Source organism: Mumia sp. Pv4-285, assembly GCF_041320275.1.
Classification (GTDB): Bacteria; Actinomycetota; Actinomycetes; order Propionibacteriales; family Nocardioidaceae; genus Mumia; species Mumia qirimensis.
Genome location: NZ_CP162023.1, coordinates 2,533,399 through 2,550,580 on the forward strand (window position 1 = coordinate 2,533,399; position 17,182 = coordinate 2,550,580).

The window sequence follows — 17,182 nt, forward strand, 5'->3', positions numbered from 1 at the left end:
AGACAGCGGGGTGCGCCATGAGCCAGACCTTCCACCAGCCGCCGGGGCCGTCGGCGCCGCCGGCCGGCCCGCTCGACGTCCGGGTGCTGCGACACCCGACCGAGTCCTCGCGCTTCGCCCTCGCCCTGGTCGCCACGGCCACCGGGACGGCGCTCGTGCTGGTCGTCGTGCTCGGGGCACTCAGCATCGCGGAGCAGGCGGCGTACGTGGTCGGGCTGGTCGCCCTGCTCGTCGTGTTCTGGATCACCCTCCAGATCTGGCGGGTACGGCTCCTGGCGGATGCGATCAGGGTCGACGAGGCGACACTGCCGGACCTCGACCGGATCGTCCAGGACGTACGCGGACGGCTGGGCTTCGACCGCCGCGTGGACATCTTCGTCGTCGACAAGATCGGCCGCGTGGTGCGGGGCGAGACGCGCACCACCATGACCACGACGTACTTCGGGGTCCGTGTCGTCCTCGTCGAGGCAGGACTCGTCGGCGACCTGCGCAACCTCGAGGACCGCCAACGCTGCACCTTTCTGATGGCGACGATCATCGGGGCGCTCAAGGCCCGCCACAGCCAGTGGAGCGCCGTCCTCGAGGTCCTCCACTCGCTCAAGCTCACGGTCCTCGTCGCACCGCTGGTGACTCCGTGGCTCCGCGCGACCGTCTACACCGGGGACCGCCTCGCCTACGCCTGCACGGGAGACCTCGACGTGAGCCTCAAGGCCGCGTACCAGTCGCTGGTCGGATCCTCGGTGGCCTCCGACCTGCACGCCACAGGCCTGGTGGGACAGGCGATCTCCGTACGCCGCAACCCGATCCTCCGGCTCGCCCAGCTGCTCCGCAGCGCTCCGCACGTGCCCAACCGCTACCTCGAGCTGCTCGGGTTCGCGGAGGCCTACCAGGTGGGTGCGTACGCACAGTTCCGCCACGGGCTCGCCGCTCACACGAGCGACCTCGACCAGGTGGTCGCGCGCCACAGTCGGCGCAGGGACCACGTCGGGCTCGTCCCGGTCGCGTTCACCCTCTCGGCGGGCCTCGTGGTCGCGGGGCTGGTCGGGGCGGTGGCGCTGGCGGACACGCTGGACGAAGGTACGACTCCGCAGGCGGTGCCCACGACACCGCCGGTGACGACCCTTCCACCGACCACACCGACGTTCACACCTGCCGACGCGCTGCTCGCGTACGTGCCGGCGACCCTGCAGGCTGGGTGCTCGGGCACGGACCCGGCCGACTACGCCGTCAGTGCCGTCGCGTCGTTCCAGTGCACGTCGGGCGAGGAGCCGGTCCTGACCTACGTCGGCTTCTCGTCGACCGAGGAGCTGCACGAGGAGTTCCAGAGCTATGGCACGGGGTCGTACGACAACGACTGCGGCAACGGCATCGACGGCTCGGTGCCGTGGACGGGGACGGACGGCCTGGAGCAAGGTCTCCTGATGTGCGTGTCGACCGAGGACGGCGCGAACGTCGTCTGGACCGACGACGACGACGGGGTGCTGGGGTTCGCCTCCGCCTCGACGATGGCGCCGAGCGACCTCGTCACCTGGTGGGACGACGTCGTCCGCCCGTAGGCGCGACGACGGGCGGTGCGGCCGTCCGCCGCACCGCCCGTCGTCGTTCGTGCGGCGCTTCAGCGACGCACGCGCACGGTCACCGTCCTGGACGTTGCCGGGGCGTCGAAGGACGATCCGGCGAACACGACCTTCAGTCGGTGCTGGCCCCTCCCCTTGAGGTGGAGCGTCGTCCGCGCGGTCGACCCTCGCAGGGTGACGGTCTTGATCGTGCGTCGCCCGTCGAGGATCCGTACCGTGGCGGCACCCTGACCGGCACGGTCGAGCCTGACGGTCACCGCCACCCGCTTGCCGGGCTTGAGCTGGGTGCGACCGACAGCGAGCGTCGCCCTCGCCGCTGCCCTCGCGACCACGACGGGGACCACGCCGCTCGTGCTGGGCGCGCTGAGCGTCCCGCCGCCGTATGTCGCGACGAGGCGGTGGCTGCCGGGCCGGAGCCCGCGCACGTCGATGCGCGCCGTCCCGGACGCGAGGGCGGCACTGCCGACGACGCGGTTGCCGTCGCGGAGCGTGACCCGGCCGTCGAGCGCGATGCCGCTGCCGCCGGTGACCGTGACCGTCGCGCGCACCACGGAACCGTACGACGCGCGAGACGTGCTGGCGAGCCGCGTACGGGTGGCGAGCTCGCGTGCGAACACCTGGTTCGCGGCCCCCAGCCTGAGGAACACGGTCTCGCCGGTGGCGTCCTTGAGCCCGTCGTTGTCGGTGACCGCGTAGACCTGGCCGTCGCGTCCGATCGTGAGGCCCTCGAGCTTCTCCTGGGTCCACCCGTTCGTCGCGCGCAGGTCGGGCAGGACGTCGTACGCGAGCCGCTTGTCGAGCGTGGTGAGCCCGCCGGCGGCTGCCTTCGCAGGCACGTCGACGGTGTAGACACGCTTGACCCGCGCATCCGGACCGTTCAGCTTGTCGCGCTCGATCACGGCGAGGGTGTCGCCGTCGACCGCGGTGATCTCCGAGAGACCGATCCAGTCGACTCCGCCGCGACGGGGCGTCGCGAGCGGGTACGCGTACCAGTGCCAGGACGCGTCGGCCAGGTCGTAGCGTCCGATCCGGGCCACGTCGTCACCGTCGACGGTCGACTCGGTGCTGCTCGGATCGGTCCACAGAGGCCGCTGGAGCGCGACCCACACGTGCTCTCCTGCCTTGTCGTTGGTCGCGGTGACACCCTCGAGGCCCCACTTGCCGACATGGGCGGACACGTCGGCGGGCAGGGCCACGCGCTCCTGCACCGCGCCCGCGGAATCGGTACGGACGAGCGCGTTCTGCGGGCCGGTCGCGCCCTCGGACGCGAGCCAGAACCCGCCCTGCGGTCGGGCGAAGAGGCCTTCGACGTCGAGAGCCGCCGGAGCGCCGGCGTCCGTGACCGGAACCGCGCGGGTGATCCGAGCGGGGCTCGCCGACACGTCGACCGCGTAGAGCGAGGCGGTCTTCAGGGCGGCGTCGGACGCCGTCCAGAGCCGGTCGGCGTTCGTCGGATCCGCGGAGAGCGCGCCGAGGGCGGTCCAGCCGATGGGAGCGCCCGCCGTGTCGGTGGAGACGATCGACGGGAAGCGCGCCGCGCCCTTGCCGAGCTCGAACAGGCTCACCGAAGCACGGACGCCCGCCGCCGAGGCATCGGTCTCGCTGGAGACCACCAGCAGGTCGCGGCCTGGGATCGGGAGCAGCCCCTCGGGACCGTTGGTGGTCGGGAGGACCTGCCTCTGCACCGGCTTCGCCGGGTCGGACACGTCGTACACGGCGACGAAGTTGCTGCGCTCGGACCCGACGAAGGCGTACGGGGTGCCGTCGAACGTCGCGACCGAGAGGCCTTCGGGCTCGGCGCCCTTCTTGGCGGCACGGTCCTCGTTGGCGAGGCCGTGGCGGATCGCGGTGCGCTCGAAGGTGTTGCCGGCGTCCCAGACGACGTCGCCGTCGGTGCTGAAGATCGTCCAGCCGCGGGACCCGCCGAGCCAGTCGCCTTCGTTCGCGGTCGCCAGGTGCTCGTCGTCGATCCAGCCGATCGCGTCGGGCTCGCGGGGCACGTCGGTGATGGTGTCGCTCGGACGGATCGCACCGTCCTTCGTGGCGTCGACCCCCTCGACCGTCACCGAGCCGGCGGAGAACACGGAGGTGAGTGCGCGGCTGTCCAGGTCGATCAGCGCAACGGCGTTGTTCTCCTGGAGCGTGACGGCGAGCTCGTCGCGACGGTTGATGGACACGTACTCGGGCTCGGGATCGGTCGGCTCGGTGACGCCGGCTGCCACCATCTCGGGCAGCGCGCTGCCGTCCGGGTTGACCAGGTCGACGCGGTCCGTCGTCCAGTCGCCCGGTGCTCCGTCGAGGTCGAGCACCTGGACGAAGCCCGCGGGAAGCTGCGGGAGGTCACCCTCGTCGCCACCCGGTGGCGTCGCCTCCTCGTCGCGCTGGTTCTCGATCGCAACGGCGGCGACGCTCTCGTCGGCGTTGACCGCGATGGAGTCGGGCTGGCCCTCCAGGTCGATGCTGCGGATGCGCTTGCCGCTGGAGAGGCGCACGACGTCGAGACGGCCGGACGGGTCGGTGAACGAGGCGCTCGTGTCGACGACGACGAGGACGTACGGCCCCACGACCGCGACAGAGGTGGGCTGGTCGTCGACGCCGCCGAGCTGGGCGAGCGAGAGCGTGCCGTCGGGCCGCGGGTCGGACGGGTCGCTGATGTCGACGAACCCGATGCGCTTGCCCAGCGCGTCGGTGTAGACGAGGGTCTTGCCATCGGCCGACACGTCGGAGATCTCGGCGACGGTCTCGGATCCGGTCGGGACGTCGGCCGGCAGGTTGCGGTAGACCGGGAACGTCGCCGTGCGGTGGAACGCGGTCGTCTGGGCCGCTGGCGCACCAGCGGCGGACGGCGTGGACGACGCGACGGCGGCCGGGACGACGGCGGCGATCAGCGCAGCCGCGGTCAGACCTCCGGCGGCGTGGCGGAGCGTGCGTGACAAGGAGGGCTCCTCATTCGGGGGGATATCGTCCCGACGATCTCGTGCGCCAGGCAACGCCTCCCGAACCGGCGGTGAACTCCTGGCGACCGGCGGTCCAACCCTTCGCTGCGGGCCGTCAGGCGACGATGGTTCTGAGGTCGGCGACCTCGGTGTCGAGCACGGCTTCGACCGCCGGGAGCGCAGCGCCCACCGCGGACTCGTCGGGGGCGCGCTCGCCAGGCAGCGGAAGGACCTCGATGTCGACCCTGCTCCCCCGCGGCACGATCCGCCACTGCGCGACGAGCCGCGTGCCGTCGAGCACGACGGGGGTGGTCGTGCCGTTGATCCGGTTGAAGATCCGGGACAGGTTCTCGATCGCGGTGAACCGGCCGCGCTCGGGACCGGTGCCCTCGTAGCCGAAGAACAGCCCGTCGAACTCCGGGAGCAGCCGCATGCCGCCGTCGTACGTGCTGCCGTCGGGCGCCTCTGCGAGATCGAGGTAGGTCGTCCCGTCTGGTCCGGTCAGCTGAACGACCTCATCACCCAGAGCAGCGATCGCGGCGTCGACCGGCCGGAGGTTGTCGCCGAGCCACCAGGCGACGTCGCGACGGGTCGCGGGGCCGTACGCACCCAGGTGCACACGCACCAGCTCGCGGCGAGCCACGTCGGGATCGTGGTCGTCCGCCGCCACGTCGTACACCTGGGTCGCCAGCCGGTGGAGCGTGTCCGTACGGGTGTGCCAGCGGCGATCAGGAGGGCGACGGACGAGCTGCGGCGAACCCCAGACGAGGTTCCGGGCGTGGGAGTCCTGCACCGTGCCGTGGCCGTCGGACTCCTGCTGGGCCACCCAGTCGGCCACGTGGGCGACGAGCGCGTCACGATCGCGCCAGTCGCCGCGGGCGTACGAGGAGCTCTCCGCGCGCACGTCGGTCGCCGTCAGCCGGTCGAGCTGCAGCGCCTTGGGCAGGCCGACGTCCAGGCGCGGGCCGGCGACCGCGGCCGACCACGCGTGGTGGCGCGCCGTCGAGCTGTGGACGGTGCCGCGCAGCGTGGTGCCCTTCACCAGCGCGTACGACTCGAACGCGTCCACCACCGTCTGGTGCGTGATGCCGGGAAGACGTGACGACGCGAACAGGAACGCCGCCCTCGGCACCTGCGTCTGGACCGGACCGAGCGCGTCGTACAGGGCGACCAGGTCGGAGACGCTCGTGCCGGACGGCTCGGGGAACTGCCGCGCGAGGGTCCGTAGCGCCAGGTCGTCCGGTGCGACGCGTCCACTCATGGTTCGATGCCTCCATGTCAGGGTCGTACGACGCCACGTGCACGTTCTGCCGCGTCGTGACGGGTGAGCTCGACGCCCCCATCGTGTACGAGGACACCGACACGATCGGTTTCCTGGACCATCGTCCCGTGTTCAAGGGCCACGTCCTGATCGTCCCGCGGAAGCACGTCGTGACACTGCCCGACCTGCCGGCGGAACGCCTCGCGCCGTACTTCGCCGTCGTCCAGCACGTCGCGCGGCTGCTGCCCGACGCGCTCGGGGCGCAGGGCACGTTCGTCGCGGAGAACAACGTCGTGTCGCAGTCGGTCCCGCACCTCCACTTCCACGTCGTCCCGAGGACGAAGGGTGACGGGCTGCGCGGGTTCTTCTGGCCCCGGACGAAGTACGCCGAGGGCGAGGCCGATGAGTTCGCTGACCGGATCCGCACCGCCCTCGGCGCCCGGCGCCCCACGATTTGACGCCTTTCCCACCGATTCGACGCGCAATCAGGTGGGGAAGGCGTCAAATCGTGGGGCGCGGGCGTCAGCCCAGATCGACGTAGCGCCCGCGGAGATGGGCGAGGGCCGGTGCGTCCGTCCCGATCTCGACGTGCTCGACGACGCCGTCGACGAGCAGCGGCCACCCGATCTGGCGCGGCTCCTCCGTCACCCGCGCACCCAGCCAGGCGGTCGCCGACGCCAGCACTGGCCCGTACGGCGTCTCGTCCCAGGTGCCGAGCGTGAAAGGGCCGCCGGGGGCCGGCGCGGTGCCTGCGAAGGGGTCGGCCAGCGCCCGGTCCCGCGCTCCGAGCAGGTTGACGACGAACGTCTCCCCCGGCTCGAGGACGTCGGCGAGGTCGCTGTCCTCGTCCACGAGCAGCAGCACGTGGGCCGGATCACCGTCGGCCACGACGAGCGACGAGACCGTCAGTCCGACGCGGGCCGCGCCGGCGCCCGCCGTGCAGAGCGTGACGGCCTGCGCCAGCCGACCGCGCAGCCGCCGCAGGGGGTCGCGCTCGCCCTCGGGCGGGAGGAACGGGTGCTCGGAGTGGATGGTCACCCCGTCAGCGTACGAGCCGGGCTGCCGTCGGCGTGTACGAGAACGTCGGTGCCGTGCGCCAGGATGGGAACGTGCGCTTCACCGACGAGCAACGCCGCCACCGCCTGGTCGTCCATCACCGGGTCGGCGCTCCGCCGCCTGCGACCCCTCCGTCCGTGGAGGAGATCGTGGACGGTGTCCTCGCGCTCCACGCCACCGACCCGGCCACGGTCTACCTGTCGGTGCTCGCCCGCTCGGAGGCGCTCAAGCTCGACGACGTCCGCGAGACGATGTACGGGCGCCGCTCGATCGTCCGCATCCTCGCGATGCGCCGGACCCTCTTCGTGGCCGGTCTCGACGACGTCCCGATCATCCATTCCGGGGCCAGCCTCGGCGTTGCGCGCCGGCTGCGCACGCGACTTCTCAAGGAGCTCCGCACCGTCCCGACCGATCCGCCGCTCCCCGATCCGGAGGCGTGGCTCGCCGAGGTCGAGGCCGAGGTCGAGGCTGCGCTGCGGGCCGCGGGGACGGCGACCGGTGCCCAGCTGAGCACCGCCGTTCCCGGTCTCCGCACCGCGATCCTGCCCACCACCGACAAGGCGTGGGACGTCCGCCGTACGGTCACCTCCCCCACCCTCGCGCTGCTCTCCGCCGAAGGCCGGATCGTCCGTACGGAGCCACGTGGCTCCTGGACGTCGCGTCACCACTCGTGGGCACCGATCGAGGCGTGGTTCGAGGGTGGCCTCCCCGAGCTGGACGAGAAGACGGCGCGCACCCTTCTCGCCCGGCGCTGGCTCGAGGTCTTCGGACCGGCCACCGTCGACGACGTCCAGTGGTGGACCGGCTGGAACAAGACCGACACGCGCGCGGCGCTCGCCGGCATCGACCTCGTCGACGTCGACCTCGAGACAGGTCCCGGCATCGCGCTGCCCGGCACGGAGCCCGTCGACCCGCCGGAGCCCGGCGCCGCGCTGCTCCCCGCCCTCGACCCGACGCCGATGGGCTGGAAGCACCGCTCCTGGTACCTCGGCGCCCACCGTGAGCGCCTGTTCGACCGGATGGGCAACATCGGGCCGACCGTGTGGTGGGACGGACGCGTCGTGGGTGGCTGGGCGGTGCGGCCCGACGGCGAGGTCGTCCACCGATTCCTCGAGGACGTCGGCGCCGACGCACGCGCGGCGGTCGAGGAACGTGCCTCGCAGCTTCAGGGCCGGCTCGGCGGCGCGACGGTGGTGGCCAGCTTCCCGACACCCCTGGAGCGCGAGCTGCGCGCGTGACGGACGCGGCTCACGGGTGGGTCACACGGAGACGGACGCCCGGACCTGGGCGACGGCGCCCTCGGCCGCACCGCTGACGAGGAGCGGGTCGGCCATCATCGCCCCGAACGCCAGCTCACCGGCGCCGACCAGCACGGAGTCCCGGCCGAGCCCCGGCAGCAGCACCTCGGTCCTGCGGTCCTCCGAGTCGAGCGTGCCGCGCCGGATCTCGGCGTCGACGTCGTCCTGCACGGCGGGATAGAGCGCACTGAGCAGCCCGCCGAGGATGACGGCCTGCGGGTCGAAGATGTTGACGAGGTTCGTGATGCCGACCCCGAGCTTGAAGCCGACCTCGCGCAACGAGGACGACGGCGCGTCGACGCGCTCGAGCAGGTCGACGAGGTGCGCGGTCTCGTGGGAGGCGCTCTCGAGCGCGTCCGCCACCGCCAGGGCGCCGATCTCGGCCTCCCAGCAGCCACGGTTGCCGCAGCGGCAGCGGCGGCCGTCGGTGGAGATGCGCATGTGGCCGACCTCGCCGGCGTACCCGACCGTCCCGAGGAGGTGGCGCCCGCGGGTGATCAGTCCGCCACCGACTCCCACGTCGCCGGAGAGATAGACGACGTCGGTCATGCCGCGGGCGACGCCGCGCGCGTGCTCGGCGAGGACGCCCAGGTTGGCGTCGTTGCCGATGACGACCGGGATCTCGCCCCCGACCCGTTGCTCGAGCAGGTCGCTGAACGCGACGTCGGACCACTCCAGGTTCGGCGCGTAGTGGATGCGACCGTCCTCCGTGGAGACGATGCCCGGCATCCCGACACCGATGCCGACCAGCAGGGCGTCGTCGGCGACGTCGGTGAGGAGGTCCGCCGCAGTCCGTACGACCTCGTCCGCGGCGGCGTCCGGGTCGGCTCCCGGCCCGATCGGCGCGGACCGGCGACCGAGCACGGCCCCGCCAAGGCCGATGCGCGCGAGCTCGATGCTCTCCACCCGCAGCTCGACGGCGATCACGCAGACCTCACGCTCGCCCGGACGGACGTGCAGCGAGGGGCGTCCGGCCCCCTGCCGGTCACCGCGCGGCGTCGCCTGCGCGACGACACCGAGGCGCTCGAGCTCCGCGACGAGTGCGGCGATGGTGGAGCGGTTGAGGTCCATGCGCGTCGTCAGCGCAGCACGGGACACGTCGCCGTCACGGTGCACGTGTCCGAGCAGGGTGCCGAGGTTGTGACGGCGGACCGCCTCCTGGTTGGCACCCTTGCCGGTCGGTCGCTGCTGCTGAAGTGGCACGCGCCCTCCTCGCTGAGATCTCGGGGCGAGGCGAAAATAGCACGCCCGGACCCAATTTTGTCACTGAAGCAACAAAATCGGGACCCGGGCGTGCTGACGCGCCGACTCAGACGATCAGGACTCAGGCGATGAGCACTCAGCCGATGAGAGACCTGAGCACGTACGGCATGATGCCGCCGTTGCGGTAGTAGTTCGCCTCACCCGGCGTGTCGATGCGGACGACCGCGTCGAACTCGACGCTCTGCCCGTCCGCGCCGGCAGCCGTGACCTTGACGGTCTCCGGCGTACGGCCCTCGTTGAGGTCCGTCACGCCGGTGAAGGAGAACGTCTCCTCGCCGGTGAGGCCCAGCGACTCGGCGGTCTGGCCCTCGGGGTACTGCAGCGGGAGGACGCCCATGCCGATGAGGTTCGAGCGGTGGATGCGCTCGTACGACTCGGCGATGACGGCCTTGACGCCCAGCAGCGCCGTGCCCTTGGCGGCCCAGTCGCGCGAGCTGCCCGAGCCGTACTCCTTGCCGGCCAGGACGACCAGCGGGATGCCCTCGGCGACGTACTTCTCCGACGCCTCGAAGACCGTGGTGACGTCGCCACCCTCGTTGAGCTGACGGGTGAAGCCGCCCTCGGTGCCCGGTGCGAGCTGGTTGCGGAGGCGGATGTTCGCGAACGTGCCCCGGATCATCACCTCGTGGTTGCCACGGCGGGAGCCGTACGAGTTGAAGTCGCGCGGCTGCACACCGTGCTCGGCGAGGTACTTGCCGGCCGGGCTGTCCTTCTTGATCGCACCGGCAGGCGAGATGTGGTCGGTCGTGACCGAGTCGCCGAGCTTGAGGAGCACGCGCGCGCCCTCGATGTCGGTGACCGGCGACGGCTCGTGCTGCATGCCGTCGAAGTACGGCGCCTTGCGGACGTACGTCGAGTCCTCGTCCCACTCGAAGACGTCGCCCTCGGGCGTCGGCAGCGACTGCCAGCGCTCGTCACCGGCGAAGACGTCGGCGTACTCGCTCTTGAAGGTCTCGGCCGACATGGCACCGGCGACGACCTCCTCGACCTCCGACGGCGAGGGCCAGATGTCCTTCAGGAAGACGTCGTTGCCGTCGTTGTCCTTGCCGAGCGGATCGTTGAACAGGTCGGTGTCCATCGTGCCGGCCAGCGCGTACGCGACGACCAGGGGCGGGGACGCCAGGTAGTTCATCTTCACGTCGGGGTTGATGCGTCCCTCGAAGTTGCGGTTGCCCGACAGCACCGAGGTGACGGCGAGGTCGCCGTCGTTGACCGCCTGCGACACCTCGGGGATCAGCGGTCCCGAGTTGCCGATGCAGGTGGTGCAGCCATAGCCGACGAGGTTGAAGCCGAGCTTGTCGAGGTACGGGGTAAGTCCCGAACGGTCGTAGTAGTCGGAGACGACCTTCGAACCGGGCGCGAGTGTGGTCTTGACCCACGGCTTGCGGGTGAGGCCCTTCTCGACCGCGTTCCGCGCGAGCAGGGCGGCGCCGATCATCACCGACGGGTTGGACGTGTTGGTGCACGACGTGATGGCTGCGATGGTGACCGCACCGTGGTCGACCTCGTAGACGGTGCCGTCCTCGGCCGTCACCCGCTGCGGGTTGCTCGGCCGGCCACCGTCCTTGGGTGCGGCGGAGTGCCAGTCGACCGGCGCGGCCGCGGTGTCGTGACCGTTGCCGCTCCCGTTCGTCGCAGGCGCGTCGCTCGCGGGGAACGACTCCGCCGACGCCTCGTCGGCGCCCAGGGTCACGCCGTACGGGCGCTCCTGCTGCGGGACGCCCGGCTTGCGGTCGTCACCGCCGGTCTGATCGTCCTCGACGTAGTTCGCGAGGACGGAGCGGAACGCCGCCTGGGCCTCGGTGACGACGATGCGGTCCTGCGGACGCTTCGGGCCGGCGATCGACGGCACGATGGTCGACAGGTCGAGCTCGAGGTACTCGGAGTAGCGCGGCTCGCGGTCGGCGTCGTGCCACAGGCCCTGAGCCTTCGCGTACGCCTCGACGAGCGCGATCTGCTCCTCGGAGCGGCCGGTGAGACGCAGGTACTTGGTGGTCTCGTCGTCGATCGGGAAGACCGCGATCGTCGAGCCGTACTCGGGGCTCATGTTGCCGATCGTGGCGCGGTTCGCGAGCGGGACGGCGCCGACGCCGGAGCCGTAGAACTCGACGAACTTGCCGACGACGCCGTGCTGGCGCAGCATCTCGGTGATCGTGAGGACGAGGTCGGTCGCCGTCGAGCCCTCGGGCAGCTCGCCGGACAGCTTGAAGCCGACGACGCGCGGGATGAGCATCGAGACGGGCTGGCCGAGCATCGCTGCCTCGGCCTCGATGCCGCCCACGCCCCAGCCGACCACGCCGAGGCCGTTGACCATGGTGGTGTGCGAGTCGGTGCCGACGCAGGTGTCGGGGTACGCCTGGAGGCTCTTCCCACCGTCGGGGGCGTCGACCTCGCGCGTGAAGACCGTGCGGGCAAGGTGCTCGATGTTGACCTGGTGCACGATGCCGGTGCCCGGCGGGACGACCTTGAAGTCGTCGAACGCGGTCTGGCCCCAGCGGAGGAACTGGTAGCGCTCACGGTTGCGCTCGTACTCGATCTCGACGTTGCGCTCGAACGCGTCCGGCGTGCCGAAGACGTCGGCGATGACCGAGTGGTCGATGACCATCTCGGCGGGCGCGAGCGGGTTGATCTTGCTCGGGTCGCCGCCGAGGTCGGCCATCGCCTCTCGCATGGTGGCGAGGTCGACGACGCACGGGACGCCGGTGAAGTCCTGCATGATCACGCGGGCGGGCGTGAACTGGATCTCGTTGCTGGGGTGCGCCGACGCGTCCCAGCCCGCGAGTGCCTTGATGTCGTCTGCCGTGATGTCCGCGCCGTCCTCGGTGCGGAGCAGGTTCTCCAGGAGAACCTTGAGGCTGAACGGCAGCGAGTCGACGTCCAGACCCTCGCCCGTCACCGCCCCCAGCCGAAAGATCTCGTACGCGGTGTCCCCGACGTTCAGGGTTTCCTTCGCGTTGAAGCTGTTGACGCTGGCCATCGCCTCTCCTTGTTCGTCAGCCGGTGCCCGCGATCGCAGTCCGGGCCCTCGAGCGGCATCCGCCTTCTATCGTCGCGCTGTCGCGTGCGACGTGCGCGGTCAGGTCCACCTAAGTGGGGGCCGCTCGGCATTTATCTCGATGTCAAGATACACGTTATCAAACATTCGCCGGAGACCGCGAGAAAGGCGTGCCTCAGTCGGGAGGCTCGTCCCCTCAGGCGTCGCGGACCAGGACGGCGTAGGTGGTCAGGTCGCTCGGCGACTCGAACTTCTCGATCGCCACGAACCCCAGCGCGTCGACCACCTTGAGCGCTCGGACGTTGAACTCGGCGACGGTCACCCGAAAACGGGATGGTGCGAACCGCTCGCGGGCGAAGTCGAGCCCGGTCGTGATCGCATCCTGACCGAGACCCTGACCGGTGAGCTCGGGGCGCAGACCGCCGCCCGTGTCGAGCGCCGAGTCGTCGTAGTCGAAGCCGGGCACCCGCGCCTGCCTCCCGTAGCAGCGGTAGCCGATGAGGCGACCGTCCTCCACGAGCGCCCAGAAGCCGCGCGAGAGATCGGTGAAGTGGCGGGGGTCCATTCCTGTGAGGTCGTAGCATCCGTTCGGCTCGGGATAGCTCCAGGTCACGATGTCATCGGCGTGCTCACGGGTGAGCTCGACGATCTCCATAGCCACTCCTCGCTCACTCCCCCACTCACCCAGACAGCCGTCATCCAAGCACGTGACGAGGGTCACAAGCAACGCAGCCGAGACAACCCACCTCGGGCTGCGTCGGGGTGACGCCGCACCAGTACCCGGTCACAGCCGCACCAAACCTCAGCGCAGGCCCTGCACGTACGCGACGGCGGCGCGCGCGTCGCGCACGCGCGCCTCCCAGGTCGCACCCGCGACGACGAGCAGGATGCCAGCGCACCCGAGCGGGATCCACCGTGGCAGCTCACCGACGACCGGCCCCGCCCACCGCACCACCAGCAGGGTCGTCAGCGCCGCGCCGAGCAGGAACGGCACGCGCCAGCGGAGCACCACGCCGACGCCGAGGACGACCACCGCCGCGAGCGCCACGAGCAGCCCGCGCAGCGAGGTCGGCTCGGCGAGGGTCTGCGGGACGCTGGGCAGGAGCGCCAGCGCGAGCCCGGGAAGGAGGACGTCGCTCGACCTCTCGGGCTCGCGCCGCATCACCACGAGACCCGCGAGCAGCAGGAGCACACCGAACGGCAGCGTGTACGCCTCGACGACGTCCACGTCGGACGCGATCAGCCGAAGCACATAGGCCAGTCCGAGCATGACCGAACCCACGGCGGCGTAGGGACGCCGGTCGGCCCGGAGCAGCCCGACCATCACGGCGCCCGCGCCCAGCACCGTCAGCACCATGCTGGTCGCTCCGACCCCGACCACCGCCGCGAAGCCGACGCTGACGGCGGCGGTCGCACCGACGACCACCTCGATCGCCTGACGCAGCTCGGACGGGTACTGCGGCCACGACACGGCGGCGAGCAGCGCGACGGCGAGGCCGGCGGCGATCAGCGACAGGGTGCGGGTGCTTGCGCCGGCGACGTCGCTCCACGCCAGGACGGCGGCGACGGCGAGGGCGGTCGTGGCCACGCTGGCCACCGCCGCGCCACCGAGGCGCTCGGGACCGTCCGTGCGTACGAGAACCAGTGCCGTCGCTGCGACGAGCCCAGCGACGAGCGCTCCGACCGACCATGTGGCCGCGGCGGCGGGAGCGGACCCGATCGGGGCGAGAGCCGCCAGGACGACTCCCACGACGGCGACACACGCCGCGGCGTTCGAGGCCGGCGTGCCGACCCCTGTGACGAGCCAGACCACCGCGGCCGTCGCCACGGCGACGAGGAGACCGAGCGCAAGCACGAGGACGGGAAGCTCGAGGAAGACCAGCAGCACACCGACCGCGCCGGCGCCGAGCGCGGCGGACGCTGCGACGAGGGCCCGCCTCAGGGACGGCGTGCGCGACGGGACCGGCCAGGCCGACACGACGGCGAGCAGTGCAGCCCCGCCGACGACGAGCGCGAAGGCGACCGCGGCCGGCATCGGACCGTCCGTGGCGATCCGTCGGTCGATCTCCGGCTGCCAGCTGGGCGCCCACGTCGTGAGGACGCCGCCGACGGAGACCACCCCCGCGACGGCGATCCCGCCGACCATCGGGAGCGCGAGGACGGCGACCGAGGTGCGCAGCCCGGTCACCCAACCGTGGGCCGGACGTGCTCGCACCACGGCAAGGGTCGCCGCAGCCAGGGGTACGGCGACCCACGTCGTCGCCGCCAGCTCGACCGGCGTCTGTGCTCCGAGGAGGAGGAAGACGACGCCGACGCAGATCGACAGGTCGAACGCCGCGACCCCGCGGATCAGCTCGACGGCTCTGCGCGACACGTGCCCGGCCAGCATCCGGTCGGCGACGGCGGCGATGACCACGACGAGCACGCCGTGCAGGAGCGCCGCCGGAGCCTCTCCGCCCGACCAGCGCGACTCGAACGACGGTGCGATCGCTGCGGCGGTGACGATCCACACGGCGGCGAGCCCGAGCATGGACGCTCCCGCGAGCCCCGTCGCCCATGCGGCCACGAGCAGCGCACCGCGCCAGCACGCGAGGGCCAGCACGACGACCACCGCCGCGACGGGCGTCAGGGTCCACCGCAGGTCGATCGGAACCACGAGAACGAGACCGATGGCGGCGCCGGTGACACCGATCGCGACACCGAGCTGGGCGGAGACGAGCGTGGGCATCCACCGGCGCGACCACAGGGCCACCGTCCAGCCGGCCAGTGCCAGTGCCGTCGAGAAGACGAGGACGACGACCTCGCCGTCCACGTCGTCGAGGCCGAGCAGCCCGGCCGAGGTCGCGGCGCCGGCGTCGAGTGCGGCGAGGAAGCCGGTGACGGTCCACATCGACTCGGCGGAGGCGCGCAGCCGGCGCGTCGTCAGCCACGCCGCGGCGGCGCACGCCGCCGACGTCACCGCGAGAAGGATCAGCGACCTCCCCGTCAGACCGATCCGGCTCCAGGTGACGGCGACGAAGACGAAAGCGGCGACGATCAGGCACAAGGCGCCGAGCGTGAGCAGGGTGCCACCGACGGTCCAGCGCCCGGACGCCGCCGGTGCGTCGACGCCGGGACGCGGATAGGCCGTGCCGTTCCCACCCGCTGGCTGCCACACCGGCGCGGCCGGCTGCCAGATCGGAGCCTGTCCGGGTCCGGATGGCGGAGCCGGAGGAGCACCGGGCGCCACCGACGCAGCCGCTCCCACAGCGTGGGCCTGGGTCCTCCACACGGACGCCTCGGCCCGCAGGTCGGCCAGTACGGAGTCCGCCTCACCCAGGAGCCGAAGCAGCTCCAGCGAACGGGCTCCCCGCAGCTCGATGCCGCAGCGGGGGCAGCGGGCACTGCCGGTCGCCAGGGTGCCGCAGCTGGGGCAGCGCGAAGGATCGGCGTAGGTCACGCCCGAAGTGTCTCGCGTGAAGGGCTCACGACCGGCGCACGAGCACCCGGCGTGGCGGTCCGTCGCGTGCCGCTCGGATCACTGCTGCCGGTCGAGCACCGCGACGCACTCCACGTGGTGCGTCATCGGGAAGAGCGCGTACGCCTCCACCTCGCCCAGCGCGTAACCCTCGGACGCGAAGGTCGCGACATCGCGGGCGAGCGCGGCAGGGTCGCAGGCCACGTACACGACTCGGCGCGGCTGCAGCGCCGTGATCGCACGCACCACCTTGGCCCGTGCGCCGGTCCGCGGCGGGTCGAGGACCACGACGTCGCACCGCTCTCCGACGTCCCCGCGGCGCAGCATCTGCTCGACGTCGCCGTGGACGATCGAGGCCTGCGGGAGGTCGTGCAGGTTGCGGCGCGCGTCTCGCGATCCGCGGGAATCACCCTCGACGCTGATCACGGTGCCGTCGGGTCCGACCGCCTGCGCGAGGAAGGCCGTGAAGAGCCCCACCCCGGCGTACAGGTCTGCGACACGCTCGCCCGGGCGCACGTCCGCCGCACGCAGCACGGCATCGACCAGCGTCTCCGCTGATCTCGGGTGCACCTGCCAGAACCCGGTGCCACCGACCCGGAACTCTCGATCTCGGACGCGCTCGCGCACCCAGCCGCGGCCGTCGACCCGCCGTCCGTCTGCCATCACGCCGTCGGCCTCGACCGGAGGCAGGTCGCCGGTGACGTCGTACGCGCCGACGAACCGGTCGCCGTCCGACCCCGCGACCGCCATCACGCGCGAGGCCGGCCACGGCAGGGGCAGGACGTCGGGGAGCCCCGGCGACGCGATCGGGCAGGCGTCCAGCGGGACGACGTCGTGCGAGCGGTGCTTGCGGAGCCCGAGCGACCCGTCGGCACCGGTGGCGAAGGTCACCCGCGTACGCCAGCCGAGCCCGTCGCCGTCCTCGGCACCGAGCGGCGGGCGTACGACGACCGTGCGGTCGATGCGCGCAAGACGGGACAGCTGCTCCTCGACGACGGCCCCGAGCAGGTCGCGCTGGACGGCGAGGTCGACGTGCTGGAAGTCGCAGCCTCCACAGCCGCCGGGGCCGGAGACCGGACAGCGCGACGGCACCCGACCTGGCGCCGCGTCGAGGACCTCCACCGCGTCGGCGCGCAGGAAGCGGTCGCCCGGACCCCCCTCGGTGATCTCGGCGACGACCCGCTCTCCAGGCAGGGTGTGCCGGACGAAGACGACGCGCCCGTCCCACCGGGCGACGCAGTGCCCACCGTGCGCGACGGGCCCGATCTCGAGCTCGACGCGCGTGCCGGTCAGGTCCTGGGTGTCTTCGACGGGTGTGCTCACCCCTCAAGAGTGACGC

Annotated in this window: 11 protein-coding genes; 3 read left to right on the forward strand and 8 right to left on the reverse strand. The window is 71.9% G+C overall.

Annotated features, from left to right (window positions below; translation table 11 throughout):
- Positions 1 to 17: 17 nt before the first annotated feature.
- Positions 18 to 1,556, forward strand: a complete 1,539-nt coding sequence (locus tag AB3M34_RS12310) for a hypothetical protein (protein WP_370614217.1) — start codon at positions 18 to 20, stop codon at positions 1,554 to 1,556.
- Positions 1,557 to 1,615: 59 nt separating this feature from the next.
- On the opposite strand, the gene AB3M34_RS12315 is transcribed toward AB3M34_RS12310, so the two are convergent.
- Positions 1,616 to 4,513 (reverse strand): esterase-like activity of phytase family protein, encoded by a 2,898-nt coding sequence (locus AB3M34_RS12315; RefSeq protein WP_370614218.1) that lies wholly within the window; start codon positions 4,511 to 4,513, stop codon positions 1,616 to 1,618.
- A 115-nt stretch (positions 4,514 to 4,628) separates the two neighbouring features.
- Positions 4,629 to 5,774, reverse strand: coding sequence for a DNA glycosylase AlkZ-like family protein (locus tag AB3M34_RS12320; protein WP_370614219.1), 1,146 nt, complete (start codon positions 5,772 to 5,774; stop codon positions 4,629 to 4,631).
- 14 nt (positions 5,775 to 5,788) lie between these two features.
- On the opposite strand from AB3M34_RS12320, the gene AB3M34_RS12325 reads away from it, so the two are divergent.
- Positions 5,789 to 6,232 carry an HIT family protein gene (locus tag AB3M34_RS12325; RefSeq protein WP_370614221.1) on the forward strand — a complete coding sequence of 148 codons (444 nt, stop codon included), beginning with the start codon at positions 5,789 to 5,791 and terminating at the stop codon, positions 6,230 to 6,232.
- A 64-nt stretch (positions 6,233 to 6,296) separates the two neighbouring features.
- Here AB3M34_RS12325 and AB3M34_RS12330 read toward each other — a convergent pair whose 3' ends face one another.
- Positions 6,297 to 6,812 (reverse strand): flavin reductase family protein, encoded by a 516-nt coding sequence (locus AB3M34_RS12330; protein WP_370614222.1) that lies wholly within the window; start codon positions 6,810 to 6,812, stop codon positions 6,297 to 6,299.
- A 71-nt stretch (positions 6,813 to 6,883) separates the two neighbouring features.
- Here AB3M34_RS12330 and AB3M34_RS12335 point away from each other — a divergent pair, with 71 nt between their 5' ends.
- Positions 6,884 to 8,068, forward strand: a complete 1,185-nt coding sequence (locus AB3M34_RS12335; protein ID WP_370614224.1) for a winged helix DNA-binding domain-containing protein — start codon at positions 6,884 to 6,886, stop codon at positions 8,066 to 8,068.
- A gap of 21 nt (positions 8,069 to 8,089) precedes the next feature.
- Here AB3M34_RS12335 and AB3M34_RS12340 read toward each other — a convergent pair whose 3' ends face one another.
- The 5 genes from AB3M34_RS12340 to AB3M34_RS12360 form a co-directional block, all read right to left on the reverse strand.
- Positions 8,090 to 9,331: an ROK family protein gene (locus AB3M34_RS12340; protein ID WP_370614225.1), complete on the reverse strand. Its 1,242-nt coding sequence runs from the start codon at positions 9,329 to 9,331 to the stop codon at positions 8,090 to 8,092.
- Between the two features lie 136 nt (positions 9,332 to 9,467).
- Positions 9,468 to 12,368, reverse strand: coding sequence for an aconitate hydratase (locus tag AB3M34_RS12345; protein WP_370614227.1), 2,901 nt, complete (start codon positions 12,366 to 12,368; stop codon positions 9,468 to 9,470).
- A gap of 214 nt (positions 12,369 to 12,582) precedes the next feature.
- Positions 12,583 to 13,041, reverse strand: coding sequence for a GNAT family N-acetyltransferase (locus tag AB3M34_RS12350; protein WP_370614228.1), 459 nt, complete (start codon positions 13,039 to 13,041; stop codon positions 12,583 to 12,585).
- A gap of 147 nt (positions 13,042 to 13,188) precedes the next feature.
- Positions 13,189 to 15,825 carry an SCO7613 C-terminal domain-containing membrane protein gene (locus AB3M34_RS12355; RefSeq protein WP_370614229.1) on the reverse strand — a complete coding sequence of 879 codons (2,637 nt, stop codon included), beginning with the start codon at positions 15,823 to 15,825 and terminating at the stop codon, positions 13,189 to 13,191.
- A gap of 78 nt (positions 15,826 to 15,903) precedes the next feature.
- A complete protein-coding gene (locus tag AB3M34_RS12360; RefSeq protein WP_370614231.1) occupies positions 15,904 to 17,166 on the reverse strand; it encodes a class I SAM-dependent RNA methyltransferase in 1,263 nt (420 codons plus the stop codon).
- Positions 17,167 to 17,182: the final 16 nt, after the last annotated feature.